Source organism: Mesorhizobium silamurunense, from assembly GCF_014843825.1.
GTDB classification, from domain to species: domain Bacteria; phylum Pseudomonadota; class Alphaproteobacteria; order Rhizobiales; family Rhizobiaceae; genus Mesorhizobium; species Mesorhizobium silamurunense.
Map to the genome: position 1 here is coordinate 1 of NZ_JHQR01000129.1, position 2,166 is coordinate 2,166.

Annotated in this window: 3 protein-coding genes; 2 read left to right on the forward strand and 1 reads right to left on the reverse strand. The window is 66.1% G+C overall.

Features of this window, described 5'->3' with window-relative positions:
- Positions 1-298 (reverse strand): GntR family transcriptional regulator (locus DH10_RS15205; RefSeq protein ID WP_192384932.1); only part of this gene is annotated, 298 nt, incomplete at its 3' end.
- Positions 299-816: 518 nt separating this feature from the next.
- Here DH10_RS15205 and iolE point away from each other — a divergent pair.
- Both iolE and DH10_RS15215 read left to right on the forward strand, forming a co-directional pair.
- Entirely contained in the window at positions 817-1,728 is a 912-nt protein-coding gene (gene iolE / locus DH10_RS15210) for a myo-inosose-2 dehydratase (RefSeq protein ID WP_192254066.1), read from the forward strand.
- A 27-nt stretch (positions 1,729-1,755) separates the two neighbouring features.
- The coding region (locus DH10_RS15215; RefSeq protein WP_192384933.1) for an ABC transporter ATP-binding protein at positions 1,756-2,166 on the forward strand (411 nt) is incomplete at its 3' end.

The window sequence follows — 2,166 nt, forward strand, 5'->3', positions numbered from 1 at the left end:
CCGGCGCCTCGCGCGGGCCATCGGGCAGGTCGACGATCACCGGGCGGGCGCCCTGGCGGTTGGCGAGGTAGCCTTCGGTGACGAGCTGGTCGTAGGCCGAGACGATGGTGTTGCGGCCAAGGCCGAGCTCGGCGGCTAAAGCCCGCGTCGAAGGCAGCTCCGAGCCCGGCGCCAGCGCGCGGTTGCGGATGATGGCGACGAGGCCATGGTAGAGCTGGCGCGACAGATGCTCGCCGCTCGCCCGGTTCACCGCCAGCATGTCGAGCGGGAAGGCCTGGGGTTTGGGGTGGAGTCGCATGTTTCTACCTCAATCGCATGTCGAGCACGCTCGCCTTCCAGGTCGAGTTCTTTCGCGCCCCCCTCTGTCCTGCCGGACATCTCCCCCTCAAGGGGGGAGATTGGCAGCTCAGGCGCCTCGCTCCTCCTTGCAATGTTTGCGATTGGCGAAAGCCGGCGCGACGTCCGATCTCCCCCCTTGAGGGGGAGATGTCCGGCAGGGCAGAGGGGGGTGCCTCGCGCCGACGATCAATGTTTTCCAGATTTCCATCTCGTCCCCCATCCTGCCACAGCCGCCGGCGGACACAACTGGTTCCTTCATTTTCCGCAAAACTGGCCCTCGCGATGGAGACAGAGCGGCGTAGACTTGCCCGTATGACGTTGGGGGTAAGACGTCGAGGCAAGACATGTTTAGGCAAGGCCTGGGAGGGCGTCTCGCCAAACGAAAACGGCAGGGCTTTGCATCGCCCGCCCCGAAGCCATTTCCCTCCCGAAAGCGAACACCCTGCAGCCTTTTCGGCCGCGGGCGGAAAGCGAGCAATGACGACAGTCCGACTTGGCATCAACCCGATCACCTGGACCAACGACGACGTGCCGGAGCTCGGCGGCGACACGCCGCTCGAGACCTGCCTCAGCGAAACCGCGGACGCGGGCTATGCCGGCACCGAGCTTGGCGGCAAGTTTCCGCGCGAGGCTCGCACGCTCGGCCCGATCCTCGACCATTACGGGCTGGCGCTGGTCTCCGGCTGGTATGACGGCCGCATCTGCGAGCGGGAGGTGAACGAAGAGTTCGAGGCGATCCGCCCGCATCTGACGCTGCTGCTCGACCTCGGCGCCAGACATGTCGTCTATGCCGACACCTCGCGCGGCCGCCATGGCGCCATCCACGATCCAATCTCGCAGCGGCCGAAGCTCTCGGCCGATGAGTGGAAGCCCTACGGCGAAAAGATCACGCGGCTGGCCGAACGTTTTGCAGACTTCGGCGTCGGCATGGCCTTCCATCATCATATGGGCACCATCGTCGAGACCGACGAAGAGATCGACAGGCTTATGAAGACCACCGGCGAGGCGGTCGGGCTGCTCTACGACACCGGCCACTCAGCCTTCTCCGGCGGCGACCCGGAAAAGCTGCTGCGCCGGCATGTCGGCCGCGTCGTCCATGTCCATTGCAAGGATGTGCGACCGGCGGTGCTGAAGAAGGCACGTGACAACGACATGAGCTTCATGGGCGCGGTGATGGAAGGCATCTTCACCGTGCCCGGCGACGGCGCGATCGACTATGCGACGCTGCTGAAAGTGCTGGCGGACCACGGCTATGCCGGTTGGCTGGTGGTGGAGGCCGAGCAGGATCCGGCCAAGGCCCATCCGCTGACCTACGCGACGATGGGCTATCGCAACCTGCGCGACCTCGCCCGAAAGGCCGGGTTCACGGTCGACGAGCGGAAGGGCTGAAGGCAGAATGGGGCGCCGGGGAAGGCGATGAGTTCGGTCCTGTACAGAAGCGTGGTCAAGAATTTCGGCGCGCTCAACGTGCTGCGATCGCTCGACCTCGCTGTGCCGGACCACAGGTTCCTCGCGCTCCTCGGCCCGTCGGGCTGCGGCAAGACGACGGCGCTGCGCATCCTGGCCGGGCTCGACATGCCGACCGCCGGCAAGGTCTTCATCGGCGAGCGCGACGTCACCCGGCTGCAGCCGCGCGACCGCGACATCGCCATGGTCTTCCAGAGCTACGCGCTCTATCCGCAGATGACGGTCGCCGAAAACATCGGCTATCCGCTTTGGATCCGCGGCACGCCGCAGGCCGGGCGAAAGGCCAAGATCGGCGAGGTCGCCGCCATCCTCGAAATCGGCCATCTGCTCGATCGCCGGCCGCGGCAGCTCTCTGGGGGC